Raw genomic sequence first — 25,475 nt, 5'->3', positions numbered from 1 at the left:
GTAGGGGTGTAATACGTAGTTTCTAATTTGAGAACCAAAGTCTACCCTTTTCTTTTCACCCTCCAGTTTGTCGCGTTCGGCATTGCGCTTTTCCATCTCCAGCTGATATAGCCTTGACTTTAGCAATGCCAAAGCCCGCTCTTTATTGTCTAGCTGAGAGCGTGTTTCGGTGTTTTCAATAACTATCCCTGTGGGGGCATGTTTCAGACGCACACCAGTTTCAACTTTGTTCACGTTTTGCCCACCGGCACCACCCGAACGAAAAGTATCCCAGGTAATATCTGCCGGGTTTATTTCTATCTCTATGGAATCGTCTATGACAGGATAAGCAAACACTGAAGCGAAAGAAGTATGTCTTCGTCCACCAGAGTCGAAAGGAGAAATACGAACCAAACGGTGCACTCCCGATTCTGACTTCAGTTGGCCATAGGCGAATTCGCCTTCAAACTCCAGGGTACATGATTTGAGACCGGCTACCTCGCCCGGCTGGTAGTTAACCTGCTTTACCTTCATGCCATGCCGTTCTCCCCACATAATGTACATGCGCATGAGTATCTCCGCCCAGTCATTACTTTCCGTGCCACCAGCTCCGGGGTTTATTTCTATAATGGCGTTAAGTTGATCCTCTTCGCCACTAAGCATTTTTTTAAACTCAACCTCTTCCAGTACGTCTAGAGCTGTTTGATAAGCGGCTTCCACTTCGGCCTCTTCTCCTTCGCCCATTTCGTAAAATTCGTACAAGGTGTCCAGGTCATCTACAGCTTCTTTAGCTTTTTCGAAGCTTTCTGTCCACACCTTTTTTGCTCGAATGGTTTTAAGAATTTTCTCAGCCTCTTTGGGGTCGTTCCAGAAGTCTGGTTGGGCTGTCACCAGTTCTTCCTCTTCTATTTCTTTTTTCTTGACATCGTAGTCAAAGATACCTCCTCAAGGCCGTGATACGCGCCTTCAAGTCTTTCAACTGATCTGTGTTCATGAATAATTTTTTTGGAGCTGCAAAAGTGGTGAAACCGTTGGGGTTTTACAAGGAGTATGGAGCTAAGAAAGTATTAAGTGTTACTCTTCTTAGGGTAGAATTTTTCTAAACCCCTTAAAAGCAAGGAACAACACTATGAAAAGGAGGAAAAGAACGGTAATGTTTTGCAGTGTGAGGGTCCAACCCAGGTTGGCTACATCAAGAAAGGGGTATGGATAAAAGTCCGATAGTTTACCCCTGCAGAGAATGTAAACTAAATAGATGCCCGGATAGGCCAATAGTTTGGGTAGATGGTTCCATTCAAAGGCCGTGCGAGTGGAGTAAAGCGCCCAGTAGAGGAATACTAGTATGGGGATTGCTGTATGGAGTAACTCATCTACTACCATTTGCAAACCTGTAGGCTCCCAAACATGGCGCAGTGCTATTTGGTACACGAGTCCCACCACAAAGATGTAGACGGTTACAAAAGTGAGTGATTCGGTGTGCGATAAAAAGCCTGGCATTTTTTTGCGGTTGAGGCTTAGTATGCCGAAGTAAAGGGCTACGAGCGTGTTGGTAAGAATAGTGAAGAAGCTGAAAAAACGGATAATCATTTCCGTAAGGCTTGTGGTGCGGTTTTCCAGCATCAAGTAGAACTGAGTAGCAACAGAAAAAAGAGCTAGTAAAGCAATTAGCGTGTGAAGTGTTTTTCTCATAGCAGGTAGCAGAAAATGGGAGTAGGCATTGGCCTGCAGCTACACTCAACACCAACTTCTAGCGCAAAACCAGATAGGCCTCAAACTTCTCCTTGGTTAAATCTACGCGTTTTCTCCTAAAAATCTTAAGCCCGTAGCCTGCTGCAACAAACGCACCGCTGGTTATGGTGGTGCCTTTGTCGAATGAAAAGTCGTTACCATCGATAATGGTATGATTAAACAGATCGAGAGCCAACAGGCCGTAACCGATGGTGGGGAGTAGGGCTTCGCCTTGCCGTAAAATCTGGGGGCGATTGGTAAAAGCGTTCTGAATGTCTATTTCCTCCAGCTGACTAATGAGAACAATGTTGTTCTCCAGCACAATGGTACTGTCTACAAAATCAGTTATCACGTCTTTGAAAAACTGATCCATTCCTTGCTGTCGATAAACAAAAGTGTCGCCCACCCGGTATTCGTATCTTCGGGTAGAGCCCTTTTTTCTTACTAACAGATATTCCTGAGCCTCTAGGGCTGAAAATGAAAAAAGCAGCAAAAGAAAGTAAATTATTTTTCTGACTTTCATCTTGCTGCTAAGTAAGGCAAAAACTTCGTTAAAGCGAGTTAAATCTTATATATCCAGCCGTGTTTATCGGCTATTTCGCCAGAACGTATACCGCTTAGTTCTTTAAGTATTTTTCTGGAGAAGAAGGAATCATCTGCAGCAGGCAGATTATAAACTTCATCTTCGTAGCCTATGGTAGCAATAGGGGCTATGGTGGCGGCCGTACCCACTCCAAAAGCTTCTTTGAGGCGTCCTTCTTTAGCAGCCGCAACTACCTCAGACACTGCCACTGGCCTTTCTTCTACTTTCACTCCCCATTCTCTTGCTATGGTAAGTACAGAGTCGCGGGTTATTCCTTTAAGTATTGTTCCTGAGGTTGGAGCAGTAATAAGCACATCATCAATCATAAACATGACATTCATGGTGCCGGACTCTTCAATGTACTGATGGGTTTTTCCATCGGTCCAGATGAGTTGGTCGAAGCCCATTTTTTGAGCCAAACGAGCAGGATACAGACTGGCCGCGTAGTTGCCTCCGGCTTTGGCAAATCCTGTTCCACCTTCGAACGCTCTGGAAAATTTAGTTTCAATTTTTACTCGTACCGGTTTGGTGTAATACGATCCGACCGGGCCGGTAATGATCATAAATCTGAAATTCTCAGATGGTCTGATACCAATGTATTCGTCCATACCAAAGACAAATGGTCTTATATACAGGGCTGTGCCGGGGGCAGAAGGAACCCACGAAGCATCAATTTTGAGTAGTTCGTTAAGGGCTTCCATAAATAAGCCTTCGGGCACTGCAGGAATACACATTCGTTCTGCAGAAATGTTCAGTCGCTTGGCGTTAGCTTCCGGCCTGAATACTACTACTTCGCCATCTTTGTTGCGGTAGGCTTTCAGCCCTTCGAAAATGGTAATACCATAATGCAAGGCAGAATTGGCAGGAGAAAGCGAAATGTTTTGATAGGGGACTATCCGTAAATCTTGCCATTGGCCATCCTTATAATCGGCCAGAAACATATGGTCTGAATAGAGTCTACCAAAGGGTATATTGTTTTCATCGAGCTCATTAATTCGCGATTGAGTGGTTTTCTCTATTCTGATGGCAGACGTTTCTATCATGATTAAAGGGTTATAGGTAGTGTACAAATTTAACTAAAAACAGGCTTGGTGCAAACCGTGTCGTTTATGTAAGATTCTCTAATTCAGTAAGTTATATTTCTGTTTATCAGAATATAATATGCTGAACGACTGGTGTTTCGGTCAAATATTCCGCAATTAAATCTTTTTGCCTAATAAATTTTGGGGCAATTTATTTCTTACGGGGCTCCCACTGATCCGCTAAAAAGAAGCAGGTCATGTACATTGGTTTCTACTAATCTAAATTGGAATGTAAAAAGGTTAGTAGTTTCTTTACTTAGTTCTTTTTTTTCTTTGAAGAAGACTTTAAAATGGGCAGTAAAAGCCAATGTAGTTGTTTGCAAACAATGAATGTACACGGTAGACCTTCTCAGGTGGTTTTATGGATTCTAATCTAGATTCTTTGTCTTAAGAAGATCGGGTTGTTTGAAATCAATAGGTTTTACTTCAAAGATAGTTTCGGACGGTAACTGCCTGTAAAAAGCATTAATGATTAATGAGATTAAAACGAAAATTTCTGAAACAAAATTTTTAATAAGACCTATTGCTGTATTGGTGATAATATTTTTCGGCCTGATAATTCCAAACTGGTATAATGCCGGAACTTGTATATTAGATGAAGGGCCAAAGGTTTGCGTGGACGTATGGGGCTATGGTTCGGATGGGACTCTTGGACTGACAAAAACATATACGGAACCCTTGCCAGATGAACAAGGTCCTTCTTGTACGGGAGAATATTAGACTTAGTAACATGGGTATCAGTTCCTGATACTCATGTTATATTGTATAGGTTAATCTTTAAAATCAAGATAAATGGTATAATGATGAGGTATTTTTTTTGTCTTTTTTTATTAGTCATTTTTAGCTGTAAAGAGAAGACTAATGTTGATTTAAGTCACAGATTTACATTATTAGAAAGTGGGGAAAGACTAGTTTTTCATTTAGATAGTGTAACGAAAAGGGACAATCTAGTTTCTATTTATTCAGAACCATTGAATGCTTTTTGTTTTTATAATGACTTGAATCACTCGTTATACTTTTATGATATTGAAAGTGGTCAGGTTTTATTAAAATCTGACTTAATGAAAGAAGGGCCTAATGCTGTAAGGGATGTCAAAGCTTTTTATCCTTTAAATTATGATTCCATTTTTCTATTCAGTTCAATATCACGGGAAATTATACTTATTGACTCTTCTGGTTCAGTTTTAAACCGTTATAATTTCTTGAAAGATTCTTCTTTAAATGCAGAAGTAGTATATCAGCCTAAATTTTTAAAGAATAATAATTCTTTACTCACAATGGTAAGGCCTTTGGGAAGAGTGCAGAGCGATTTTCTAGGAACTATCATCGATTATAGGTATGATTTAGATAGTTTAAGAATATTTTTTCCTTATCCTGATAGTCACAAGAATGCTTACTGGGGGGGCTCTTCAAGGCAATCATTCATGACTCTGAATAGCGATAAAAACCTTTTAGTTATAAGCTTTCCTTGGGACCCAGAGATTTATACATATTCACTTGATACTGGTGAAAAGAAGAGCTTTAGAGCTGATTCTGAAAACATGCCTACCGCTAAACCGTTTACAAATAATCAATCTAGGGAAGGCATTCGTGATTATTTGCTCTCTAATTCTTGGTATGGTCCTGTTTTATTTGACAGATATAGGCAGGTTTATTTGAGAGGCGGGGTCATCGGTAAGGATGTTGCAACATTGAATAGTGATAGGATATTAAATATTAATGGGGGAACTGATTTCATGACTACGATAATTCTGGATAGTGCATTTAATAAAGTTGGAGAGGTATTGGGTATTGGTATTTCTAACGCCACCTTCGCTACTGAAGATGCTTTGTATTTTTTTGACTCGAACTTTGAGCCTAATAATGAAGATATAATGGTCTTTTCAAAGTTCAAACTTGCACCTAATGACTAAGTAGGCTAATCGTTTTTTTCTTTTTGGATTCTTCTTTTGTTTAATAATCTAATGCGCGAACAAGAGTGATATTGACACTCTTTGGGACAAAGTAATCGAGCAAGGATCGAAAAGGGACTTTGATAAAAAGAAAGCGATACTTATCACTCCGTGCGCAGGATGTACTGGGTGTATTTCCAGCGCACAATACTTTGTTGTTGATCACATCGATAAACTGGAGGATTTAGGAGTTGTATTCACCTGGATAGGATCTAAAAAGTCTTTAAAAGTAGAGTTAGGACAGGAGATATATTACCACAAGAGAATTTTAATTGATACAACGAATTCTTTTTATTTACAGGGGTTAACGGATATCTATCCGGCTTTGACCTATATTTCTGATGCAAGAATAGATTCGATTGTGTACCAATCTCCAGAAAATCCAAATGCATTAAATAAGTTGATAAAATACTTATAAGGTGGCTAAGCTTTATGATCGAGGCTCCCACTTCACTTCTTCGGCATTCAATTCCTGAGCCATAAGCCGGCCTAGCACAAAGAGGTAGTCAGAAAGGCGGTTGAGGTACTTAATTACCAGAGGAGAAACTTTTTCCTGATCATTTAAAGCTATGCTTATGCGTTCAGCCCTTCGGCAAACACAGCGGGCGAGGTGGGCAAAGGATACCGACTGATGACCTCCGGGGAGTATAAAGCTGGTTAGCGCAGGCAGTTGCTCATCCATTCGATCCATCTCTGTTTCTAGCAGGTCTATATCGCTTTCGAACAAGTCGGGTTTAACTACTTTGTCTTTGCCGGGTTCGGTAGCCAGGTCGGCACCAAGAGTAAAAAGCCTGTCTTGAATGGTTTTGAGAATGTCTTTTCTATTTTGATTCACCGGCTGATCGCGGAGGAGGCCTATATAGCTATTTAGTTCATCGACTGTGCCATATGCCTCAATGCGTATGTGTGCCTTTGAAACACGAGCACCACCCAATAATGAGGTGGTGCCTGTATCTCCGGTTTTGGTATATATCTTCATGCAACTGTTCTGTTTCGAGGGGCTTAAGTTACAGATTTAGCCTCAAAAACAGCCGGTTGAACCTTTGTTAATGTTCTTCCTGATTGGCCATTTGTGCCTTCAGAATATTCACTTTGGTAGGGTTATGGTTTACTTCATCTTTTTCAATGAGGCCGTCTCTCAACCTTACAATTCGGTGGGAATACTGGGCAATATCGTCTTCATGAGTTACCATAATAATGGTATTGCCTTTTTCGTGTAGCTGGGCAAACAGATCCATAATGTCGTAAGACGTTTTGGTATCAAGGTTACCGGTTGGCTCATCGGCCAAAATAATAGACGGGTCGTTTACCAGTGCTCTGGCAATGGCTACACGTTGCCTCTGACCACCCGATAGCTCATTGGGTTTGTGATGAGCACGGGTATCGAGACCAACTCCGGCTAAAGCAGCCATGGCTTTCTCCTCTCTTTCCGCCTTGCTATATCCGGCATAAATAAGCGGAAGGGCCACATTTTCCAACGAAGTAGCTCTTGGTAAAAGGTTAAAGGTTTGAAATACGAAACCAATTTCTTTGTTTCTGATCTCTGCCAATTCGTTTTCAGTCATATCAGATACATCTTGTCCATTGAGAATGTACTGACCTCCTGAAGGGGTATCCAGGCAGCCAATCATGTTCATAAGGGTAGATTTACCGGAACCGGAAGGCCCCATAAAGGCTACGTATTCACCTTGCATGATTTCTATGCTAACCGACTTGAGTGCTCGGATGGTCTCGCTGCCCATCTGGTATATCTTGGAGATATCAGATGTCTTGATTACAGTTTTGCTCATATTCGTTGGACGTATCTAAATGCCGAAAAGTTTAATACAATACTTGTTTATTATGTAAATGGTTTAAACCCTGTGTTACCGATGTTTATTGTGTTTGGGGTATCGCCAATGGGAAAAGTGCTTGTGTATGGCTGAAAACCTATTTTTCACTTTCCCTCTAAACAAAAGAATCAAAAGATATTGGAGCACTGAAAAGACTTTCCGTGAACGGAAGAGGTACAGGATTACAGGCTCATGTCTGGCATGAGTTATAGAAGCCCCCGTCTATTGGTGTAGTGGTTCGGAAGCTTTTTACTGGTTTAAAGTGGGTGCGTTTCGTTCGAGTAGCCGCTCGAACTCCTTCCGAATGGTCTCAAGTTTTTCCTGACTCACCAGGGTCTCGAGCTTTTCAAAACTTGTTTCGGCAAAAGTTCTAAAACGGTTTTTTGCGCACAGGTAAATGTATACCTCGTGAAACTCAGCTGAGTTGGAATTAACCTTCAGGTTGTCTACCATAATATTGTATAGCTTTTCTGCTTCGGCTCCTTCATTTTCCAACAAGTCAAAAGTCTGAAGCGTGGAGTGAGTGTCGAAAGCGTTTTTGCCGGCCAAATGTATGAGGCTATCGATATACTCTTGGTCAGTCAACTGAGCTTTGTTGTTTACTAGTGCTTTGAGTTCTTTACTAAAATCGGCTGCCCTATCGTAGTTTTTAACTGTTTTAAGATCTTCCATAAAGTCTAAAAGACCTTGTTCATTATAACCTCTTTTGCGAGCATTGTTAATACACTCAACGGTGAGGTTGGCCTGGCCCTGATCATAGGCCCAAATGGCCTTTACGTAGTAAGGGAAGGCGGCTGCTCCGTAGTCGGAAGCGATCACTTCATCGATACTTAAGAAAGCTTTGGTCACTTCCCCCGCATGGTAGTAGGCAAAGCTGAGAGCGGTTTGCAAAAATGTATTGTAGGCCAGGTTTTTGGGACTGCTTTGATAGTAGGTGATGGTTTCAATGAGTTTTTGGGCATCGGGTCTCTTTTGTGCCAGAGCGGCATTATATAAGTAAAAGAGAGTTTCACGGCTCAGAAGGGTGTCGGGGTGAGGCTCATGGTCGAAGGGGAAGTATTGGTTTTGAGCGTTGGCCAGAGCCTGCCTATTTATTTTGAGGTGTAAGTCCTCAATATACTCATACTGAATGGTGGTGTCGAAATCAACTAGAGCTGCTACATCATAATTCAAGGCTGAAAGATTGGCTTCGCCCACCATGGCAGCATTTTGCCGGGTTGAGCTAAAGTACTTATAGGCCGAGTCATAGTTTTGATATTCGTAATGAGCCATACCCAAATTGTTCCTTGCCTCAGGGCTTTGTTCGATTTCAGGTGAATACATGAGTGAACTAAGGCTGCGGTAGAGATCGCTGTTTTGGGCATAATAATTACCCAGGGCTACTCGGGCTTTGGCATTGGGCCGACCTCTCACAATAGCCGAATAGTGCTGGGGTATTTCTTCTTTCTCCAATGCTGAGGTAGCCAATTGAGCCAGCGCATAGTTGGAACGGTAGTTATAGAAGTCGAAGAAAACACTTTGACGGTAGTATTGAGTAGCCAAAAGCTTGTTGTCTATTTTTTCAGCCAGGCAGGCCAACATGGCATATTGCCCTGCTTTGGCCTGATAGTATGGCCGATATTCTAAATAAAGGAAACCGCCTACTACGAGTATTATACTGAACAACCGAACGGTTAGCATGGGAGTACGCGGACCTTGAAAGAACATGTGCCACACTTGTATGTTTTGTAGCAGTGGAGGAATAAAGTTGATTAAAGCATAGATGAAGAATGCTGCACCAAAAGCTAAATGGCTAATAATGATTACCCATTCCAGCGCGTTCTGCAGGGAATCTATGGCATTAATTTTAGCATAGGCCATAAGTCCCAGGGTAAGTGCGCAAGCCAGCGGGTAAAGCCATTTTTTAAGGACAATGATATCTCCTCCTACATTAATGGTTGTGATCTTTTGATCGAAACATAAGTAACCGGAAACCATGGAGGCCAGGAGCAGGGTGAGTGGTTCAACTAAGTAAAGAGAGAACCTGATATCTTCATTTTTTTGAGCGAAAAGAAGGCCGGTGAGACCAAGGTATATGAGTCCTACGATGCCAAAGTGCATAAGCCCATTTTTACCTTTGGGAGCCCCTTGGGTGGTGAGTTTAAATAGGCTAAACAGGTTGTCGCCTGCTATAAATACAATAAAAAGAGCTGCCCATAGTAGTGGACCCGTTATACCGAATGATAACATAACAACACCGGGGTATTGCATATTGGGCAGCCAATGAATGAGTGCCAGAAAGGTACCATAGAAAAGGGTCATTGAAAGCGTTCTTGTGAGAACACTGGATTGTCTTTTAAATGCATGAAAAAAGTAGCTTAGCAGCAGATAACCTCCAATTAGCCCATAGGTTAGGTATGGGTGCGCCACTCCTAGTTCTTCCAGCCTTAATTGTATGAAAGCAAAAATGAGTAATCCGGAAAAAACAAAATAGCTGAAGCGGTTGAGGTAAGTAGATGCCACAGAGCCTACAATGAGCAATATCATAAAAATGGCTAGTAGGGCATACTGAGGCCATAATAGATACTGCATTTCCCCGGTAGTGAATTTTTGCCAGCTTATAATCTGGTCGGCCACAACCCCGGAAGGTTTGCTGTTCAGTTGAAAGTATTCTAACAAGAAGGGGCGAGTTTTGAGAGTCGACTCTACTTGCCAGGGCAGCACAAGATTATCGCCAACCCACCAGGCATATCCAACCCATAGAAGGGCAAGTATAGCCAGAGTTATGCATAGTGTCTTTAGTAGGTTAAATGCGGTGGTATTCAAGGTACAATGGTTGTTTGATGAACAGTCAACGCCAAATAAGACTAGTCATTTCGTTTCATAACCTGTGGAACTATAAAGAACTTGCCGTCCTGTTGCGGGGCATTTTTCAATGCTTGTTGCCTGTCAATGGTTGCTTCGGCTTTATCCGCTCTGAGCACATTAACTTCCCCGGTCATATGGGTGAGCGGCTCAACGCCCTCCGTGTTTACCTCGCGAAGCTTTTCTACCCAGTTCAATATTTCTCCCATGTCTTTTAACAGTTGGTCTTCTTCTTCAGGCTTAATGTTCAGCCGGGCAAGATGAGCCACTTTCTGTAGGGTTTCCTTATCTACTTTCATAACTGTTGAGCGTATCTTCGATGACTTTCCGGACTTCTTTTTTTAGCTTTTCCACGGCTTCATCACCAGTGCCTTCAGGCCAAATGGGTTCGTGTACAACCATTTCGATACGGCCTGGGTGCATGGTTAGAGGCGACTTGTCTGGCAAAAGTAGGTGATTATAGGGAATGCTGACGGGAACAATGGGGATTTGTTCGTTCACTGCAATACGAAAGCTACCTTCTTTAAAAGTAACAGTGTGTGGAGGGTTTTTGGTGAGAATGCCACCTTCAGGAAAAAAAACCACACTAAACCCTCTTCTTATTTCTTCCTGAGCTTTTAGCCAGCTTTTGTGTCTGCTTTTTAGGCTGGCTCTATCTACTAAAATATGAAGCCTGCTATACATGAAACCCCAAACCGGCACTTTTTTTAGCGAGGCCTTGCCAATGAATTTAAATTTATGGTTGATGAGTCCTAAGCTTGGAATATCGAGGAAAGAGGTGTGGTTGGCACAGAAGATGTACCGCTGCGATGTTTTCGGTTTCGCTCTATATATAACCCGTGTACGATTGAGAAATAGAAAAAAGAAGAATAACCGAGCCCACACATGGTTGATAAAAGGTGCTATGCCTTCAAGCGGGCGAATAAAAATAGCCAAAAGAAAAAATGGTAGAAGCACCAAAAAAATAAGCGCAAATACCAAAAGGCCATAGAAAGAATATATCCTAAGGAGTACTCTTCTCATAAAGTGGCGAAGATAGGGAAAATGATTTTGGATTGGTTTTCATTTGTTTATCATATGCAAAGCCGCCTGATATACATAGTCCCAAAATGCATCTTTGTCTTTTTCTGCAAAAGTGGCTTTTTCAAGAGCGGCATGCATGTGTTTGAGCCAATGGGTGGCTTCTTCTTTACCAATTTGCCATTGAAAGTGTCTACGCCTGAGCATGGGATGGCCGCGTTCATCGGTATAGGTTTGTCTTCCACCTAAAGCCTGTATAAGGAATAGCTTGAGTCGGTTTTTGGCAGGGAGTAAGTCTTCGGGATACATCGGGCGGATCAGTTCATCCTTTTCAATTCCATTGTAGAAATCATCTACCAACCGGAGTATGTTTTCTTCGCCTATGCGTTCGTAAAGGGTTTGTTGTTCGGGCATATTGTTCGGGAGATTCCTGACATTTTTCTTCCTCCTCAAAAATGGGAAGAAAAATTCTGGAATAACGTTGAGAGTTAGGCAGTTCTTAAAGCTTGGTCGAAGTCTTTCACTAAATCATCAATATTTTCAATGCCAACAGAAACTCTGATTAATGAAGGAGTGATGCCATTTTTCAAGCGGTCGGCTTCATCCATGTTGGAGCTACTCATAGTGTACGGGTGAGAAACCAACGTTTCCGTACTGCCCAACGAAATAGCCAGGTGAGCCAATTCCAACGCGTTGAGAAACCTAAAGGCTTCCGCTTCTCCACCATGTACTTCAAAGGCAATCATAGCACCACCGGAGTTGTTTTGTCTTTTGAAGAGCGCATATTGTGGATCGCTCTCAGGCATAAGTCCCAGGTAGTATGTAGCCTTTACTTTGGGGTGAGCTGCAAGGTATTCGGCCAATTTATGAGCATTACTCGCCTGTTTTTCCATTCTCAGGCCAATGGTTTCCATGCTTCTGGAGAGTAACCATGAGGTAAACGGTGAGGCGGTATTTCCCAGAATGGCTCTTTTCTGTTTCACCAGCTTCATTAGCTTTTCACTACCACTGGCTGCTCCTGCTATAATGTCGCTATGGCCTCCGATGTATTTGGTAGCCGAGTAAAGGTTAATGTCTGCACCATGCGCAAGTGGTTGCTGAAACAGGGGACCCATGTAAGTGTTGTCTACTGCAATTACAGCATTAGGGGCCAGTCTATCCCGAAGCTTTCGCACCATTTCAATATCTACCAGTGTGAGTGTAGGGTTAGCAGGGGTTTCAAGGTAAATCATCTTTAGTTTATCCCTTTTGGGGTGGTTGGCAAGTAGTTGCTCAACTTCTTTTTGGGTGGCGCCTCGCTCCATTTCAGCCCACTCAATACCCATCTGCACCGCATGTTTTTTTATAAAGGTATCCGTTCCGCCATAGAGGGGAGAAGACATCACAATTAAATCACCGGCCTGGCAAAAGCTAAGAATAGTAGTGGAAATGGCTGCCATACCACTTTCAAAAAAGGCAGCATCTTCTGCTCCATCCAGTTGAGCCAACCGATACTCGGCAGTTATGGCATTAGGGTGATTGAGGCGAGTATAAATAAGACTCGCATTTCGTTCTTCCAGAGGGATGTCTCCGGAAGCATTCATAAAGAATGCTTTGCCTTCTTCCGCGGTGTTGAACTTAAAGGTGGATGTCTGATAGATGGGGGGCTTTATGGAATTATAAGCCGAAGAAGGGTCGTGCCCTCCTGAAATAGCCCTACTCTCTGCAGAATATTTTTCGTGTTTCATTTTTTCTTAGTTCTTACCTGCAACGATGTGCCTTGCTGGCTAACCACCTCAATGGGTTGTCCGGCTTCAATATACTCTCCACGGGTGTATGCATCGTACAACTCATCGTTTATTTCTACTCGGCCACTTGGCCTTAGAATAGTAGCTGCTACTCCTTCTTTACCCACCAGGTCTTCATTATAAAAAGTGGAGGTATATCCCTCATCCTTGCGCTGAGTGGTGGTAAGTGCTATTCGCTGAAACATACTGGTTTGGGTGAGTCGATAGCCCATTATAATGAGTAGAATCACGGAGCCAAACACACCTAAGCCAACGGTGGTAGCAGCTTTGGTTATTTCTTTGGTGGGTACATAATCGAAGTTAAAATTATCGTTGCCCAACATCATGAAAATAAGCGACCCTACCGTACAAATTATGCCGGCAATGCCGGCTACTCCAAAACCTGGAATGACAAAGACCTCCAGAGCAATGAGGGCCAGTCCTACAAAAAACACAGCTATTTCCCAGTTGGCCGCCAGACCATTGAGGTAATATGGCACAAGGTACAGAACGAGTGCAACTCCCGCAGCAGCAAGAGGAAAGCCTACTCCAGGGGTTTGTAATTCAAAGAATATTCCTCCGGTAATTACAAGAATAAGTAAACCGCTTACCACTGGATTGAGAAAGAAGGCAATGATTCTTTCAGTTCGGGGAAGTGTATATCGAATCAGTTGATAGTCTACAATTTCGTTCTTCTCTAAAATATCCTGGATACTCGCTACCTCGGCTTCGCAATAGCCGTGTTTTAGGGCCTCAGAAGTAGTAAAGGTGATTACTTTCCCTTCTTCAGTTATACCCTCTATCACCACCCGGTCGTCTACCATGCCCTCGGCAATGAGCGGATCGCGCCCATTTTTTTCTGCTGTTGATCGCATTATTCCCCGCATATACGACTGGTATTTATCGGGTGCGGCCATGCCATCGGTGCCATTAACTACCGTAGCAGCTCCAATATTTGCACCGGGAACCATGTATATGCTATCGCAAGCAATAGAAATAAGTGCTCCGGCACTAGCTGCATCGTTATTTATAAATACCCAAACCGGTTTTTCATAATCTAAAATTCTTGTGCGAATGTCGTTCGCATCAATAACCGCTCCGCCATAGGTGTCCATTTCAATAATAATGAGGTCGGCCTCCTGTTCAGTGGCCTGAGTAAGGGCAAGGTCTACATAACGGTTCATGCGTGGGTCAATATCTCCCTTAACCTCCATAAGGAATACCTTTATAGTTCCTTCCTGGTACTTAGCCTGTTCACTCGCCCAGCCGGTAAAAAACAGTAATACGACACTTAAGCCTATTATTGATCGGGTAATGTATCTGATGCCTTTGTTCCCCACTTTATTCACTTATTTTTGTTCAAATTACAAAGAAAGCCAGTGTCTTCGGTGCTAAACCTTAAATTTTCACAACCGTTTGAATCGCCCGTTTGGGAGGTGAAATGTCATGATGATAAGCTGCTGATTAATACACGCAACCATGAGAATTTTCATTCTGCTTTTGCCTTGGTAGATCTTAAAAAAAAGGAGCTGCTGTGGCAAGGCCTGGAGTTTGAAGATCCTTGGTGGGTTAGTGCTTACCATCTGTACAACAATGTGGTTGTTTTTCAAAAGTTTGAAGATACCCAAAACATTGAATCTCGATCGGTGTTTGGGTTTGACCTCCAAAAGCAGGAGGTAGTTTGGAGTTTGGAAAATGTGAAATTGTTAGGCGCGCAAAATCGCTTACTGTATTTGACAATGCCTGAAGCTGAAGAGAAGTTGAGCTTTGATGTGCTTAAAGGTGACTGGACAGAGGCACAGAAGGTTGATAGAGAAGTGCCGCTGGAACAATATCCTGTTCATTATGAGGTCGATAATCCTCACTTTGAAACATTGGCCAGGTTTTTGGATTTGAAGGCCGGGCTAGAATTAAAAGGCAGTTGTGACTATCTGGAAGCGAGTGGAACGATTTTTATAGCCGCCAATCATGTGATGGATGAATTAAAAGCGTTAACTCTGTGTGTCTTCGATGAGAGCGGCAACCTTTTGCTTCGTGAATCGCTAGATAGTGGAGTGAAAGGGCTGGTCTCCGGGGCTTTTTTTATAGTTCAAGACGCACTTATATTTGTTACCGGAAAGAACGAGTTGAAGATTTACAGCATTGATGAGAAAAATTAGTTACACGATTGTATTTGGTATAGTATGCATGGGTGCCTTATTTGCGCAGACCGATTCCTTAGGTATTGAGCGTCAGGGCGATAAGGTGTTTGTAATTCATAAAGTACAGGCTCAGCAAACCTTGTATAGTCTTTCGCGCAGGTACAAAACAACCGTGTCCGAAATTAATAAGGCAAATCCTGTTTTGGCCAACGGCCTGCAAATAGGGCAAACCCTCAAGATTCCCTATGGAGGAGAAGTAATATCGCCCGATGCGGAGGTGACCAAACAGACCAAAGAGGTTACTCATACGGTTAAAGCCGGAGAAACGCTTTTTGCAATTGCCAGAAAGTATGAGGTGCAGGTTTCAGATATTAAAAACTGGAATAAACTTCCCTCTAATGCAATAGACTTGGGTCAAAAGCTGATTATTAAGAAAGATGTGCTGGTGCCTGTTGAAAAAGATACACCGATGGTAGAAACCACTTCTCAGGCCGAAACCAAACGTATTAATACGCCCGATTCAGTGAAAACCTCTGAGGTTCCGTTCAACAGTACAGCCTCACTACCAACCACCAAAGTGCAACCAAAAGAAGAGCAACCCGAGGAGGTAAATTATCCGGGTACACCCTTTCAGCAATTCCAGAAGGAAGGATTGGCGGAGGTGATTGATGAAAGCGAACCGTCTAATAAGTTTTTTGCCCTGCACCGAACTGCAAGAAAAGGCACGGTAATAAAAGTGAAAAACCTGATGAACGATCTTACGGTGTACGTTCGTGTAATCGGAACCATTCCTGAAACCTCAGAGAATGAAGACATCATCATTAAGCTTAACCAAAGGGCCTATGATCACCTGAAAGCGGTTGATAAGCGCTTTAGGGTGCAGATTACTTACGTACAGTAGATGCATACGGAAGCTTCGGCTCTCAGAGATTTCCTCGATGCAAAGGTTGAAGAATACAACCAGCCTGGATTTATTGAAAATGACCCGATAGTAATACCACACGCCTATAGTTCGCTACAGGATATTGAAATTGCTGGTTTTTGGGCATCTATATTGGCCTGGGGGCAGCGTGTTACTATTATAAATAAGTGCAAAGAGCTGTTTGCTCTTATGGATAATGCACCGTACCAGTTTGTGCTCCATCATTCTGAAGCAGACCTGAAAACATTGCTTCGGTTTAAACACCGCACCTTCAATACTACAGATACGCTCTATTTTGTGGCCTTTTTTAAACATTACTATCAACATCATAATAGTTTGGAAGATGCTTTCCTAATGGGGTTACAAGAGAATGATGCTGATGTAGGAAACGCCCTGACTCATTTTCACGATTTGTTTTTCAGTTTACCGGATGCTCCGCAACGTACCCGAAAACACATTGCTACACCGGCTAGAAAATCGGCTTGTAAACGGATAAATATGTTTCTCAGGTGGATGGTGAGAAGAGATAATAAGGGAGTAGACTTTGGCCTCTGGAGGCGCATAAACCCATCTCAGTTGGTTTGCCCCTGCGATTTACATGTGGAACGAGTGGCCCGAAAGTTAGGTCTAATTACCCGAAAGCCAACAGACTGGCGAACGGCTCTTGAACTCACTAGCAACCTTAAGACATTCGATGCACAAGACCCTGTGAAGTATGACTTTGCACTGTTTGGCCTGGGAATAGAAGAAAAGTTTTAGTGTGGATAGGGTTAACCACAACAAAGGCTATTGGCCCGGACTTTAAAATTTAGCCATACACTGCCGATTTTATTGTCTCCAAAGAGCAGGAGCTTTTCTCCATTCCTCCAGAGAAGCCAAATGTTCCTTATTAATGTAGCCCATTTCAATGGCCTGTTCTAGCATTATACTATAGTTGCTCAGGCAGTGAAGCGTGATGTTGGCTTTCTGAAAATTTTCTTCGGCTAAAGGAAAACCATAAGTGAAAATGGCTAACATGCCCAGTACTTCGTAACCGGCCGATCTTAGTGCCTCAGCAGCTTTCAGTGAGCTGCCTCCGGTAGAAACAAGGTCTTCTACCACCACCACTTTTTTGCCCGGATCTACTTTGCCTTCAATAAGGTTTTCCATACCATGGCCCTTGGGTTTGGACCGCACATAAATAAACGGTACTTCTAGCAAATCGGCCAACAAAGCTCCCTGCGGAATACCGGCAGTAGCCACTCCGGCCACGGCTTCTACTTCCGGAAAATATTGCCGGGCAGCATCAGCTAGTTTTTCTTTAATAAAAGTTCTGGTAGCCGGGTAAGAAAGCGACATACGGTTGTCGCAATAGATGGGAGACTTCCAGCCGGAGCTCCAGGTAAAGGGATTTTCTATATTTAACTTAATGGCCTCAATAGCCAGTAGGTCTGAAGCAATTTTTAAGGCCGTGGTTCTGTCAGCTTGTAGATTTTGCATGCCGCGAAGTTAGTAGATTTTTTTTCTGAAATTGACAGGAAGTTCATTCACCTTGTTAGCGAATTTTTTTTCATATTGACCCCGAATCTACTCAATCCATGAGGATCTATATTAAAGACAAACCTCTCAGAATTAAAAAGCCGGATGAAGTGGGTGATCTGGCGCAGTTTAACGGTATTGTCGAAGATGATGATCTGCTGATCAACGAAAAGTTGTTCAAAGGTAATCTGCTCATTCGAAATGCTACCCATAGTACCATTAAGTCGGTTCTCTTTATAATGCACAATAAGAAGCTCAAGAATTTGTCTTCTATTACTGTGCTCACAGAGAACTATGACGAGGCAATTGACTATATCAAGAGTAAGTTTAAAATACTGAAAGCCGGAGGGGGAGTGGTATACCGCGATGGTAGTATTTTGCTCATTCACCGACTGGGGAAGTGGGACTTACCCAAAGGTAAAATTGAGAAGGGCGAGTCTTTTGTTGAGGGGGCCAAGCGTGAGGTGCAGGAGGAGTGTAATATTAAGGTAAGAGTGAACCAGAAAATATGCACCACCTGGCATACATATACCAAGGGAGATAAAAGCATTCTTAAAAAGACCGTTTGGTATCTGATGGACTGCCTCGATGATTCCAAAATGAAACCTCAGCTGGAAGAAGATATAGATGAGGTACGTTGGATGAGCGAGAACGAGCTGAATGTAGCCCTCTACAACACCTACATGTCAATAGCTCATGTCTACAATAAGTTTAAAAAACTTAAAAAGACTCAGAGTGTATAAGGAAGGTATTTTTGAACATCTCCACCGTAGCGGTGCACCTCGCGAATAATCGATGAATTGACAGCCGCCAACTCCGGTGATGTGATTAGAAAAATGCTTTCTAGCTCGGTATTGAGATAGCGGTTTACCTGAGAAATGCTATTCTCATACTCAAAGTCAGTAGTGTTGCGTAAACCCCTAAGTATTACACTGGCGCCAATTTTAGAAGCCAAAGAGGCCGTGAGTTCGTTGTATACAACCACCGATACCTGGGGCACATGAGCAAAGGTTTCTTTGATCTTTTCTTCCATGTAGGAGATATCGAAGTATCGGTTCTGCTTTTGGCTGTTGTAGCCTATACCAATCACAATTTCGTCTACAATTTTAAGGCCTCTCAATACAATGTCTTCATGGCCTTTGGTAAATGGGTCGAACGAACCCGGGAAAATCGCTATTCGCTTCATTTTTTATGGCTTTGGATTGGTCTTTAAACCGTATTCCCGAAAATAACTGAATTTTATGGAATGCCTCCTTACCACTAACGATCAATTGGTAGCGGATAATTATAAGTTGGCTAGCACTTCAAAATACTCCTGATCTTCCAACTCATTGAATATGGGGTGCATAAGCACTCCTTCCGGGCGTTTGCCTAACTCAATGTGACGAAAGTATTTCTTTAGTATGGGCATGTTAAGGTCTACTTTTTCCTTAATTCCATGAAGTATGATGGGGGTAGACTGGCCTTCGGCACTAAACTGCTGCAGGGTCAGAAGAATGAGCTTGGTCAGGTGTTTGGCATCAGTAAACCGAAACTGATTGTATATGGCCAGTCTTTGTAGGTTGTAGCCCACAACTTGCACATCGCTGTTGTTTAGTGTAAGGTAAAGGCTGGCCGGAGCTTTACTCTTTATTTGCTTTTGCAGCCCTTTGAGGTAAGCTACAGACTGGTGGTTAAAATAAAGCGAAAGCTTGGGATATTTTTCTTTAAACCACTGCTTTAGTTCTGCGAGATAGCCAAAAGCCACGGCCGCACCCACATCGTCCAATACCTTAAAGTGGTATTCGTCTTTATTGGGGTCCGTTACCTCATTGAGTTGAACATAGTCTTTGCACAAACTCCGGTCGAAAACAGGAACCGGGACCAGCGCAAACTGTCGATTTCTCACAAACACCTGAATCTCTTTCCAAAAGCCAGCAGCAATCAGAATATGATCGTCATAAATGGTATTGAGATTTTCAATTAGGCTTTTGGCCGGGTTTAGCTCTCGGTTTTCAAAGAGCAATAGTTGTTTCTTTTTTACATCGAATACGGTGATTTGGCAATCAATATCCGACACAAAAAAAGAAAGGCGGTATTGACTTATTTTGTCAATATCCAGCCTTTCGTCTTTTATTGATATTATTTGAGAAGTCTCGGCTGCTCGCACAGTTTAGTTCCAGTTACCAGCAGTAGTGATATCAGTTTTAGAACCGAATCGTAGAGGTCTTCTCTTTTCGATTTCATGATCTTCAGTTCTTGTTCTGTCGAACGGATAAGTATCTACAACCTCAATGTAGTCTACACTCACTCCATTTCTTACAGAGTCTTTTGCATACAAAGAGAAGTATTTGCCGGGTGCATGAGGCAACTCAGGCAAAGTTCTTGGGTCAAAACCTGGTCGGAACAAAGAGTCTTTTACCGGTACAGCACCAATGGTGTCGTAGATAAACTCAGACTTCTCGGCACCGTAGGCAAGCATAGTGATCTTCTCAGTTCTCTGAATCAGATAGATTTTTCCGGTATCAACATATGCGATCAGTTTCTCCCAGGTGTCTGCGTAGTCACCATATGTTGCATGGTAGGCAGTCTGAGCGTCTCTGATTTTTTCAAGCTTGGTTTTCACCATGTTTTCTATTCTTTCAATCTCTTTTGCTTCGAGAATGGTGGTATTAATGCTGTCATAGAGCAAATACCCAACGCCTAAGGCGATGATGAAGAATAGAATCGTGAGTACTTTAGTTAGGTTCATCTTGGAGGTTGAATTTTCGTAAAATTAACTAATTTATTAGGTAATCTATAGTTCTGCGACCGCTATTTTATGGATAATTAATGAAATTTGAAATAACCTTTTAGATTAATCAATTCATTCAGGCTCTTTACGTTTTGCAATACATAGTGCAAACTACTCATTTCCGTTTCTTGTACTTTCTTAAGATCGTAAAATCCTATTTGCGTAAGCAGTTGAGCATCAACATCCATCTCAGGGTCGGTGCCTAAAATAGGAGTACCGGAACAAATTTCTACTTCAAAAAAGAGTTCTATGCCATGCAGGGGAGGATCTAAATATTCATGAACAAAAAGAAATTTTTTTATGGCAATGGTACAGCCTGTTTCTTCTTTGAACTCCCGAATGAGTGCTTGTTCGGCTGTTTCTCCATAGTTCATTCCACCTCCGGGAGGAGCCCACAGCCCATTGGCTACCCCTAAAGCCCTGTGGTGTACTAGCAGCAGTCGGTTGTTTTCAATACATATGCCACACACCCTTACCCTTAATTTTTGTCCGTATTGCAATTCAATTTGATCCTGAATTTTGCCCATGGTTCTTCGTGGCTAAGGCCTTACCAATATATTTGTGGAAAATAGATTATGGTAAAGGTATTCAATCAGAACTATAAAGCACGAATTGAGAAGTTTTTGGAGCGGCAGCACTTTATGAAGCTGGTGGGCTTCGATCTGAACGTGATCGATGAAGGAAGAACCGAAGGATGGTTGGAGCTTAGAGAAGAGCACCAACAACAAACGGGTTTAGTACATGGCGGGGTAACAGCTACTGTAGCCGACATAGTAGCGGGATTTTCGGCCTACACGGTGGTTGCTGAAGATCAGCATGTGGTAACAGGAGAAATAAAAATATCGTATTTCGCTCCCGGCCGGGGGCAAAAGCTTTATGCCAAAGGCTGGGTGGTGAAACAGGGTAAAAAAATGAACTTCTGTGAGGCTGAAGTTTGGTGTATAGATGGTGAAAAAAGAACACTCATTGCCAAAGCCACTACCACCATGGTGACTTTGTTTTCTGAAGATGTAGCGAAAAGAAAATCATAAGATTGGCCAGGCCTTCGGAAATACTGCTGCAAAAATTTCCCTTCCAGCCAACAGAAGGCCAGAAGAGGCTTTTTAGCTTGTTTGATGACTTTTTACTCAACAAGCGACTCCACAAACCTGTGTTGGTTCTTAAAGGCTATGCAGGAACCGGCAAAACAACAGTGGTAAGTGCTATTGTTCAGACGCTTCCTTTTTTTCAGTTTAAATATGTGCTAATGGCACCCACCGGCCGAGCGGCCAAAGTCATGTCGGGTTATAGCAAACGAACGGCTTTTACAATTCACAAAAAGGTTTTTCAGCAAACCGCAGAACCCGGTGGAGGGCTGGAGTTTAAAAGACAGTCCAACTATCACAAAAACACCGTGTTCATAGTCGATGAGGCCTCTATGATCTCAGATAGTGCCGAGTACGGACAAAAGGGCTTGCTCACCGACCTTATGGACTATGTGTTTTCACAAGAGGGAAATCGCTTATTGCTTATTGGAGACACAGCACAGTTGCCTCCGGTCGGTAATTTGGAAAGTCCGGCTTTAGAAAAGCCTTACTTGCAGCATCATTTCAAAGCTGAAGTTCAGAGTTTGGAGCTTACAGAGGTTATGCGTCAGGATGAGGACTCGGGCATTCTTTACAATGCTACCCATTTACGCAGTGAATTGCCGAAGGAGAGTTTTAGACTGAAGCTTACTACGGGACGTTTTAAGGATATTTTTAAAATGACAGGAGAGCGGTTGGAAGATGGCTTGCGCTATGCCTACGATAAGTATGGGGTAGAAAATACAGCCATCATATGCCGAAGCAATAAAAATGCTGTTCAATACAATCAGTATATACGAAGGGCTATACAGTATAGGGAAGATGAACTGGAAGCCGGAGATATTCTTATGATTGTGAGAAACAACTATCATTTTTTACCGGAGAATGCACCGGCCGGTTTTTTAGCCAATGGCGATTTTGTGGAGGTATTGAAGATAAAGCGTTTCGAAGAATTGTATGGCTTGCGCTTTGCCGAACTATCGCTTCGCCTGCTCGATTACCCCGACCAGGAGCCATTTGAGGCAAAGGTGATTTTAGACACACTCTATTCGCCTGAGGCTTCTTTGAACGATAAGGCGTATAAGAATCTCTATGAACAGGTGGCGGAAGACTATGCAGACCTAAGCACCAAACGGGAGCGCGCCAAAGCCCTTAAGAGCGATCCTTACCTGAATGCACTGCAAGTGAAATTTGCCTATGCTCTCACTTGTCATAAATCGCAGGGAGGGCAGTGGGAAGCGGTTTTTGTAGATCAGGGTTACCTAACTGAAGAAATGGTTAATCAGGAGTATATACGCTGGCTCTATACGGCCGTGACCCGGGCTACTAAAGAGCTTTATTTGGTCAATTTTCACCCCAGATTCTTTTAGCCGCAGGCCCAAAGCGCAGACTAGCCGGGAGTCTAATAGTACCTACAAAGCCTTATTGGCACCAATCAGAAGGAATATCCATCCTGCAATAAAGGCCAATCCACCAATGGGAGTAATAGCCCCGAGCCAGGTAATGTTGGTCAAGCTAAGGGTGTAGAGAGAGCCGCTAAAGACCAGAATACCTGCTACAAAAGCCCATGAGGCGTAGCTAAAATAAGGGGTGTTGGTGTGTAGCATTAAGAGACCAACAAGCAGTAGAGCCAAGGTATGATAGAATTGATATTTAACGGCAGTTTCGTAGGTTTCAATTCGTCCGTTGGCAGTGAGGGTAGCCTCAAGTCCATGAGCTCCAAATGCTCCCAGGCCAACACTCAAGGCTCCGAGTACACCGACTAATATTATTACTGTTTTTGCGGTCATTTCACTTCTTGTTTTATCCTATAAAAGGTCAGTTAATGATAATTTCGTTCACCAAATATGGCACTACCCACTCGAACCATGGTACTGCCTTCTTCCAACGCAATCTTATAATCTCCCGTCATGCCCATAGAAAGTTCTTTCATTTGTACTTTCTCCGAACGGAAGGCTTCTGCTACTTCATCGAATAAATTTTTGAGGTAGCGGAATTCGCTTCTCACCTGTTCCTGATTTTCTGTATTTGTGGCCATGCCCATAAACCCAACTATGCGTATATTCTCCATTCCTGCCAGGTCTGGAGACTTTAGCAGATCAAAGAGTTCGTCTTTATCGAGTCCGAACTTTGTTTCTTCACTGGCAATAAAAATCTGAAGCAGGCAGTCGATTACCCGATCGTGCTTCTGTGCTTGTTTGTTAATTTCCCTGAGCAGGCGCAGGCTGTCCACTCCATGAATCAGGTGAACAAAAGGGGCAATGTATTTGACTTTGTTTCTTTGCAGGTGGCCAATCATGTGCCATCGAATGTCTTTAGGCAGTGCTTCATACTTGGCCGTTAGCTCCTGAACCTTATTTTCTCCTAAATCTCTTTGTCCGCATTCGTAGGCCTGTAACAAATCGCTGTTGGGCTTAGTCTTACTCACGGCAATAAGCCTTGCCTTAAACGGAGCTAGTTCCTTATTAAAATGTGCAATATTTTCTGCAATACTCATTAGGATGCTTTTTAATGTGGAGTTTAGATTTCTATTATATTTGATTGCCCGAATGGGGCGCAATTTAGCATAAAAACAGCTGCTTGAGGCTTACTGTTCAATAAACCGAAATAAGATATATGCCAATAATTGGATCGATTTTAAAGAAGGGGATAAAACTGCGCGAGACGCTCGAACAAGACTACACTTCTCCCTATGATCTGCAAAAGAAAGAGTTATCTAAACTACTCATAAGCGCCAGGAATACGGCATTTGGAAGAGAATATAATTTTGTTGGCATTCTTGAACAATTCAGAAGCTTTGGCCAACACGACTTCTACGAGAGATTTAAAGAGAATATTCCTATTCACGATTATGATTCAATGAATGATAATTGGTGGTATAGAGTGCGCGAGGGAGAACCGGACGTAAGCTGGCCCGGCAAAACCAAATATTTTGCCCTGAGTTCAGGCACATCAGGAGCTTCTTCGAAGTTTATTCCGGTAACCAAAGACATGATCCGGCAAATTCGCAAGACCGGCACAAGGCATATTTATACACTTTCTAAGTATGATTTACCCGATAAGTTCTTTCAGTCGGGCATGCTCATGCTGGGAGGAAGTACTTCGCTCAATTTTTCAGGAAATTTCTACTATGGAGATCTAAGTGGTATTACTACCGGTCAGCTTCCTCTTTGGATCCAGGGATTTTCCAGGCCGAGTCCAAAAATTAAGAAACACAAAGATTGGGAAACCAAGCTTGAAGAGATTGTGGAGAATGCTCACAAATGGAATATTGGTATGATGGCGGGGGTGCCTGCCTGGATGACCATTTTGTTGGAGCGAATTATACAGAAAAATAAGCTCAATAATATTCATGATATATGGCCCAATCTTGAGGCTTTCGTACATGGAGGTGTGGCGTTTGAGCCCTACAGAAAGGGTTTTGACAAACTGCTAGGTAGGCCAATTCACTACATTGATACTTACCTGGCTTCAGAAGGCTTTATTGCGTTTCAGGATTCACCCGGAAAGCGCTCCATGAGGCTTATGCTGAATGGCGGTATTTTTCTGGAGTTTGTGCCGTTTAACGAGCAGAACTTTGACGATGAGGGACAAATAAAACCCGGGGCTCAGGCACTCATGGTAGATCAGGTAGAGGAAGATAAGGAATATGCTCTCCTTATTTCGACAGTTTCCGGTGCCTGGCGCTACTTAATAGGCGATACCGTGAAGATTGTGGATAAGCATGCTTCGGAAATTATTATTACGGGCAGAACAAAGCATTTCCTGAGTCTTTGTGGCGAACATCTTTCGGTAGATAACATGAACAGAGCGGTGCAAATGGCCGCTCAGGATTTCGACATAGTTGTTAAGGAGTTTACAGTGGCCGGTTTACCGGACGGAAGCCTCTTTGCCCATCATTGGTACGTTGGTGTAGATGGTACGGTAGATGAGGAAGCTCTACGACTGAAAATTGATGAATACCTTAAACAACTGAACGATGACTATGCAGTAGAGCGCAAACACGCTCTCAAGAATATTTATCTGAAAGTACTGCCCAATGAGGTCTTTTATGGGTGGATGAAATCGATTGGAAAAGAAGGAGGACAAACTAAGTTTCCTCGTGTACTTAAAAGGGAAAAACTCGAAAGCTGGCTTGCTTATCTGAAGCAAGCTTAAGCACTGGTCTATGGATATTGTTGTTAATGGATTGCTTTTTGGCCTGTTACTTTCTGTACTAATAGGTCCGGTATTTTTTGCACTCATACAAAACTCTATTGAGAAGGGGTTTT

The 25,475-nt window shown here is 42.7% G+C and carries 28 protein-coding genes; 9 read left to right on the top strand and 19 right to left on the bottom strand.

The genetic code is table 11. From position 1 onward, the window contains the following. The 4 genes from prfB to B3763_RS01790 all read right to left on the bottom strand — a co-directional run. Positions 1 to 973, bottom strand: a protein-coding gene (prfB, locus tag B3763_RS01805; protein WP_286743005.1) for a peptide chain release factor 2 whose coding sequence is annotated in 2 segments (ribosomal slippage) — positions 1 to 912 and positions 914 to 973 — 972 coding nt annotated over the 2 segments. Because the reading frame shifts where the segments join, the coding sequence is not laid out codon by codon here. This gene is flagged as partial in the annotation. 89 nt (positions 974 to 1,062) lie between these two features. After that, positions 1,063 to 1,668: a Pr6Pr family membrane protein gene (locus B3763_RS01800; RefSeq protein WP_286743001.1), complete on the bottom strand. Its 606-nt coding sequence runs from the start codon at positions 1,666 to 1,668 to the stop codon at positions 1,063 to 1,065. A gap of 58 nt (positions 1,669 to 1,726) precedes the next feature. After that, positions 1,727 to 2,230, bottom strand: a complete 504-nt coding sequence (locus B3763_RS01795; RefSeq protein ID WP_189630349.1) for a hypothetical protein — start codon at positions 2,228 to 2,230, stop codon at positions 1,727 to 1,729. 38 nt (positions 2,231 to 2,268) lie between these two features. Further along, on the bottom strand, positions 2,269 to 3,333 hold the full coding sequence (locus B3763_RS01790) for a branched-chain amino acid aminotransferase (RefSeq protein ID WP_286742996.1): 1,065 nt from the start codon (positions 3,331 to 3,333) through the stop codon (positions 2,269 to 2,271). 507 nt (positions 3,334 to 3,840) lie between these two features. On the opposite strand from B3763_RS01790, the gene B3763_RS01785 reads away from it, so the two are divergent. Beyond that, positions 3,841 to 4,092 (top strand): hypothetical protein, encoded by a 252-nt coding sequence (locus B3763_RS01785; protein ID WP_286742993.1) that lies wholly within the window; start codon positions 3,841 to 3,843, stop codon positions 4,090 to 4,092. Positions 4,093 to 4,172: 80 nt separating this feature from the next. Beyond that, complete coding sequence (locus B3763_RS01780) at positions 4,173 to 5,285, top strand: DUF4221 family protein (RefSeq protein ID WP_286742989.1); 1,113 nt, start codon at positions 4,173 to 4,175, stop codon at positions 5,283 to 5,285. Positions 5,286 to 5,754: 469 nt separating this feature from the next. Here B3763_RS01780 and B3763_RS01775 read toward each other — a convergent pair whose 3' ends face one another. The 8 genes from B3763_RS01775 to B3763_RS01740 form a co-directional block, all read right to left on the bottom strand. Further along, positions 5,755 to 6,303 (bottom strand): cob(I)yrinic acid a,c-diamide adenosyltransferase, encoded by a 549-nt coding sequence (locus B3763_RS01775; RefSeq protein ID WP_286742987.1) that lies wholly within the window; start codon positions 6,301 to 6,303, stop codon positions 5,755 to 5,757. Positions 6,304 to 6,370: 67 nt separating this feature from the next. After that, entirely contained in the window at positions 6,371 to 7,114 is a 744-nt protein-coding gene (locus B3763_RS01770) for an ABC transporter ATP-binding protein (protein WP_189630352.1), read from the bottom strand. Positions 7,115 to 7,405: 291 nt separating this feature from the next. Continuing rightward, positions 7,406 to 9,961, bottom strand: a complete 2,556-nt coding sequence (locus tag B3763_RS01765) for a hypothetical protein (RefSeq protein ID WP_286742985.1) — start codon at positions 9,959 to 9,961, stop codon at positions 7,406 to 7,408. A gap of 41 nt (positions 9,962 to 10,002) precedes the next feature. Beyond that, positions 10,003 to 10,299, bottom strand: coding sequence for an Asp-tRNA(Asn)/Glu-tRNA(Gln) amidotransferase subunit GatC (gatC, locus tag B3763_RS01760; RefSeq protein ID WP_286742984.1), 297 nt, complete (start codon positions 10,297 to 10,299; stop codon positions 10,003 to 10,005). Continuing rightward, complete coding sequence (locus B3763_RS01755; RefSeq protein WP_286742982.1) at positions 10,286 to 11,023, bottom strand: lysophospholipid acyltransferase family protein; 738 nt, start codon at positions 11,021 to 11,023, stop codon at positions 10,286 to 10,288. The genes gatC and B3763_RS01755 overlap by 14 nt, the downstream gene beginning before the upstream one ends. Before the next feature lie 39 nt (positions 11,024 to 11,062). Next, positions 11,063 to 11,434 (bottom strand): cyanoglobin, encoded by a 372-nt coding sequence (locus B3763_RS01750; RefSeq protein ID WP_189630356.1) that lies wholly within the window; start codon positions 11,432 to 11,434, stop codon positions 11,063 to 11,065. A 74-nt stretch (positions 11,435 to 11,508) separates the two neighbouring features. Then, positions 11,509 to 12,747 carry a trans-sulfuration enzyme family protein gene (locus B3763_RS01745; protein WP_286742980.1) on the bottom strand — a complete coding sequence of 413 codons (1,239 nt, stop codon included), beginning with the start codon at positions 12,745 to 12,747 and terminating at the stop codon, positions 11,509 to 11,511. Then, positions 12,744 to 14,126 (bottom strand): NfeD family protein, encoded by a 1,383-nt coding sequence (locus tag B3763_RS01740; RefSeq protein WP_414707107.1) that lies wholly within the window; start codon positions 14,124 to 14,126, stop codon positions 12,744 to 12,746. Before B3763_RS01740 ends, B3763_RS01745 begins: the two co-directional genes overlap by 4 nt. A 39-nt stretch (positions 14,127 to 14,165) precedes the next feature. Between B3763_RS01740 and B3763_RS01735 the strand changes: the two genes are divergently transcribed. The 3 genes from B3763_RS01735 to B3763_RS01725 are packed head-to-tail and all read left to right on the top strand — an operon-like array spanning position 14,166 to position 16,608. Next, a complete protein-coding gene (locus B3763_RS01735; protein ID WP_286742978.1) occupies positions 14,166 to 14,945 on the top strand; it encodes a DUF4905 domain-containing protein in 780 nt (259 codons plus the stop codon). Continuing rightward, positions 14,932 to 15,828 (top strand): LysM peptidoglycan-binding domain-containing protein, encoded by an 897-nt coding sequence (locus B3763_RS01730; RefSeq protein ID WP_286742975.1) that lies wholly within the window; start codon positions 14,932 to 14,934, stop codon positions 15,826 to 15,828. Before B3763_RS01735 ends, B3763_RS01730 begins: the two co-directional genes overlap by 14 nt. After that, on the top strand, positions 15,829 to 16,608 hold the full coding sequence (locus tag B3763_RS01725; RefSeq protein ID WP_286742972.1) for a TIGR02757 family protein: 780 nt from the start codon (positions 15,829 to 15,831) through the stop codon (positions 16,606 to 16,608). It begins immediately after the preceding gene. Positions 16,609 to 16,677: 69 nt separating this feature from the next. Here the strand turns inward: B3763_RS01725 and pyrE are convergent, their stop codons facing one another. Next, positions 16,678 to 17,328, bottom strand: coding sequence for an orotate phosphoribosyltransferase (gene pyrE, locus B3763_RS01720; protein ID WP_189630361.1), 651 nt, complete (start codon positions 17,326 to 17,328; stop codon positions 16,678 to 16,680). A 98-nt stretch (positions 17,329 to 17,426) separates the two neighbouring features. Here pyrE and B3763_RS01715 point away from each other — a divergent pair, with 98 nt between their 5' ends. After that, complete coding sequence (locus B3763_RS01715) at positions 17,427 to 18,110, top strand: NUDIX hydrolase (RefSeq protein ID WP_189630362.1); 684 nt, start codon at positions 17,427 to 17,429, stop codon at positions 18,108 to 18,110. Here B3763_RS01715 and coaD read toward each other — a convergent pair. From coaD to B3763_RS01695, 4 genes are all read right to left on the bottom strand, one after another. After that, entirely contained in the window at positions 18,098 to 18,553 is a 456-nt protein-coding gene (gene coaD, locus B3763_RS01710) for a pantetheine-phosphate adenylyltransferase (RefSeq protein WP_189630363.1), read from the bottom strand. The two genes, B3763_RS01715 and coaD, sit on opposite strands and share 13 nt — an antisense overlap. 99 nt (positions 18,554 to 18,652) lie before the next feature. Next, positions 18,653 to 19,516 (bottom strand): DUF3822 family protein, encoded by an 864-nt coding sequence (locus tag B3763_RS01705; RefSeq protein ID WP_286742966.1) that lies wholly within the window; start codon positions 19,514 to 19,516, stop codon positions 18,653 to 18,655. Positions 19,517 to 19,519: 3 nt separating this feature from the next. After that, on the bottom strand, positions 19,520 to 20,098 hold the full coding sequence (locus tag B3763_RS01700; protein ID WP_189630365.1) for a hypothetical protein: 579 nt from the start codon (positions 20,096 to 20,098) through the stop codon (positions 19,520 to 19,522). A gap of 77 nt (positions 20,099 to 20,175) precedes the next feature. Next, entirely contained in the window at positions 20,176 to 20,667 is a 492-nt protein-coding gene (locus B3763_RS01695) for an NUDIX domain-containing protein (protein WP_189630366.1), read from the bottom strand. A gap of 48 nt (positions 20,668 to 20,715) precedes the next feature. On the opposite strand from B3763_RS01695, the gene B3763_RS01690 reads away from it, so the two are divergent. Both B3763_RS01690 and B3763_RS01685 read left to right on the top strand, forming a co-directional pair. Beyond that, the gene (locus B3763_RS01690; RefSeq protein WP_286742961.1) at positions 20,716 to 21,171 is read left to right on the top strand and encodes a PaaI family thioesterase; all 456 of its coding nucleotides are present in this window, start codon (positions 20,716 to 20,718) and stop codon (positions 21,169 to 21,171) included. A gap of 2 nt (positions 21,172 to 21,173) precedes the next feature. Next, positions 21,174 to 22,574, top strand: a complete 1,401-nt coding sequence (locus B3763_RS01685; protein ID WP_189630368.1) for an ATP-dependent DNA helicase — start codon at positions 21,174 to 21,176, stop codon at positions 22,572 to 22,574. Between the two features lie 42 nt (positions 22,575 to 22,616). Here B3763_RS01685 and B3763_RS01680 read toward each other — a convergent pair whose 3' ends face one another. Continuing rightward, positions 22,617 to 22,994, bottom strand: a complete 378-nt coding sequence (locus B3763_RS01680) for a DUF423 domain-containing protein (RefSeq protein WP_286742958.1) — start codon at positions 22,992 to 22,994, stop codon at positions 22,617 to 22,619. Positions 22,995 to 23,026: 32 nt separating this feature from the next. After that, on the bottom strand, positions 23,027 to 23,701 hold the full coding sequence (locus tag B3763_RS01675) for a YggS family pyridoxal phosphate-dependent enzyme (protein WP_286742956.1): 675 nt from the start codon (positions 23,699 to 23,701) through the stop codon (positions 23,027 to 23,029). A gap of 119 nt (positions 23,702 to 23,820) precedes the next feature. Here B3763_RS01675 and B3763_RS01670 point away from each other — a divergent pair, with 119 nt between their 5' ends. Next, positions 23,821 to 25,362, top strand: a complete 1,542-nt coding sequence (locus B3763_RS01670) for a GH3 family domain-containing protein (protein ID WP_286742954.1) — start codon at positions 23,821 to 23,823, stop codon at positions 25,360 to 25,362. The last annotated feature ends 113 nt before the right edge of the window (positions 25,363 to 25,475 follow it).

This window comes from Roseivirga sp. UBA1976 (genome assembly GCF_002336325.1).
GTDB classification, from domain to species: domain Bacteria; phylum Bacteroidota; class Bacteroidia; order Cytophagales; family Cyclobacteriaceae; genus Roseivirga; species Roseivirga thermotolerans.
The sequence above is the reverse complement of the archived record's forward strand: the minus strand, read 5'-3'. Positions and strand labels throughout refer to the sequence as shown.

Bases quoted from the DNA above. Each gene is read 5' to 3' on its own strand.
- B3763_RS01725 (WP_286742972.1), top strand. From the start codon at position 15,829: ATGCATACGGAAGCTTCGGCTCTCAGAGATTTCCTCGATGCAAAGGTT.
- B3763_RS01680 (WP_286742958.1), bottom strand. From the start codon at position 22,994: ATGACCGCAAAAACAGTAATAATATTAGTCGGTGTACTCGGAGCCTTG.
- B3763_RS01695 (WP_189630366.1), bottom strand. From the start codon at position 20,667: ATGGGCAAAATTCAGGATCAAATTGAATTGCAATACGGACAAAAATTA.
- B3763_RS01745 (WP_286742980.1), bottom strand. From the start codon at position 12,747: ATGAAACACGAAAAATATTCTGCAGAGAGTAGGGCTATTTCAGGAGGG.
- pyrE (WP_189630361.1), bottom strand. From the start codon at position 17,328: ATGCAAAATCTACAAGCTGACAGAACCACGGCCTTAAAAATTGCTTCA.
- B3763_RS01775 (WP_286742987.1), bottom strand. From the start codon at position 6,303: ATGAAGATATATACCAAAACCGGAGATACAGGCACCACCTCATTATTG.
- B3763_RS01690 (WP_286742961.1), top strand. From the start codon at position 20,716: ATGGTAAAGGTATTCAATCAGAACTATAAAGCACGAATTGAGAAGTTT.
- B3763_RS01780 (WP_286742989.1), top strand. From the start codon at position 4,173: ATGATGAGGTATTTTTTTTGTCTTTTTTTATTAGTCATTTTTAGCTGT.
- B3763_RS01770 (WP_189630352.1), bottom strand. From the start codon at position 7,114: ATGAGCAAAACTGTAATCAAGACATCTGATATCTCCAAGATATACCAG.
- B3763_RS01670 (WP_286742954.1), top strand. From the start codon at position 23,821: ATGCCAATAATTGGATCGATTTTAAAGAAGGGGATAAAACTGCGCGAG.
- B3763_RS01675 (WP_286742956.1), bottom strand. From the start codon at position 23,701: ATGAGTATTGCAGAAAATATTGCACATTTTAATAAGGAACTAGCTCCG.
- B3763_RS01800 (WP_286743001.1), bottom strand. From the start codon at position 1,668: ATGAGAAAAACACTTCACACGCTAATTGCTTTACTAGCTCTTTTTTCT.
- B3763_RS01790 (WP_286742996.1), bottom strand. From the start codon at position 3,333: ATGATAGAAACGTCTGCCATCAGAATAGAGAAAACCACTCAATCGCGA.
- gatC (WP_286742984.1), bottom strand. From the start codon at position 10,299: ATGAAAGTAGATAAGGAAACCCTACAGAAAGTGGCTCATCTTGCCCGG.
- B3763_RS01700 (WP_189630365.1), bottom strand. From the start codon at position 20,098: ATGAACCTAACTAAAGTACTCACGATTCTATTCTTCATCATCGCCTTA.
- B3763_RS01730 (WP_286742975.1), top strand. From the start codon at position 14,932: ATGAGAAAAATTAGTTACACGATTGTATTTGGTATAGTATGCATGGGT.
- B3763_RS01750 (WP_189630356.1), bottom strand. From the start codon at position 11,434: ATGCCCGAACAACAAACCCTTTACGAACGCATAGGCGAAGAAAACATA.
- B3763_RS01785 (WP_286742993.1), top strand. From the start codon at position 3,841: ATGATTAATGAGATTAAAACGAAAATTTCTGAAACAAAATTTTTAATA.
- B3763_RS01715 (WP_189630362.1), top strand. From the start codon at position 17,427: ATGAGGATCTATATTAAAGACAAACCTCTCAGAATTAAAAAGCCGGAT.
- B3763_RS01755 (WP_286742982.1), bottom strand. From the start codon at position 11,023: ATGAGAAGAGTACTCCTTAGGATATATTCTTTCTATGGCCTTTTGGTA.
- coaD (WP_189630363.1), bottom strand. From the start codon at position 18,553: ATGAAGCGAATAGCGATTTTCCCGGGTTCGTTCGACCCATTTACCAAA.
- B3763_RS01795 (WP_189630349.1), bottom strand. From the start codon at position 2,230: ATGAAAGTCAGAAAAATAATTTACTTTCTTTTGCTGCTTTTTTCATTT.